The organism is Pseudoxanthomonas suwonensis, from assembly GCF_010093235.1.
Lineage (GTDB): Bacteria > Pseudomonadota > Gammaproteobacteria > Xanthomonadales > Xanthomonadaceae > Pseudoxanthomonas > Pseudoxanthomonas suwonensis.
Map to the genome: position 1 here is coordinate 1 of NZ_PDWP01000065.1, position 523 is coordinate 523.

Annotated in this window: 1 protein-coding gene; it reads right to left on the bottom strand. The window is 57.4% G+C overall.

Annotated features, from left to right (window positions below; translation table 11 throughout):
- Nucleotides 1-267: 267 nt before the first annotated feature.
- The coding region (locus tag CSC68_RS15850; RefSeq protein WP_211365779.1) for a hypothetical protein at nucleotides 268-523 on the bottom strand (256 nt) is incomplete at its 5' end.

Here is a 523-nt window from a genome sequence, read left to right on the forward strand (position 1 = left end):
TCTTTCCTTCTTCCTTCTCCCCTTTCTCTCCTTCTTGCTTTCCCTTTTTCCCTCTCCCCTCCTTCTCTCTTCCGCCCATAGTTATTTTTTTGTAGAGAGACAGAACACGCAGAGGTCTAAACAGAGAAGATCGTCTGCCTCGTCACATGTGTATAAGAGACCTCCCCTCTTCTTCTCCTTCTTCAAACACCTTTCTCCCCCCTCCCCTCCCCCTCTCTTCCCTCTCCTCTTCCTTTCCCATCATCTGCTGCCTAACGAACCCCGGGCTCAGTCCTTAGCCCCCGCCTGCCTCCCCCTCTCTTTCCCCCCCCTTCCTCCTCCCTTCCTCTCCTTCCCTTTTCCCCTTTCTTTTCTCCCCCCCCTCCTCCTCCTCCCCCCTCTCCTCCCCTCTCCTCCCCTCCCTCTCTTTTTCCCCCCTTTCCCTTTCCTTCCCTCTCCTTTCCTCACCAGCGGGGTGTGTGCGCTCGGGGAGCGCGGTGCCTGCGTGTCGGACACCGTGCACTTATACGAATTGGGCGTCGCG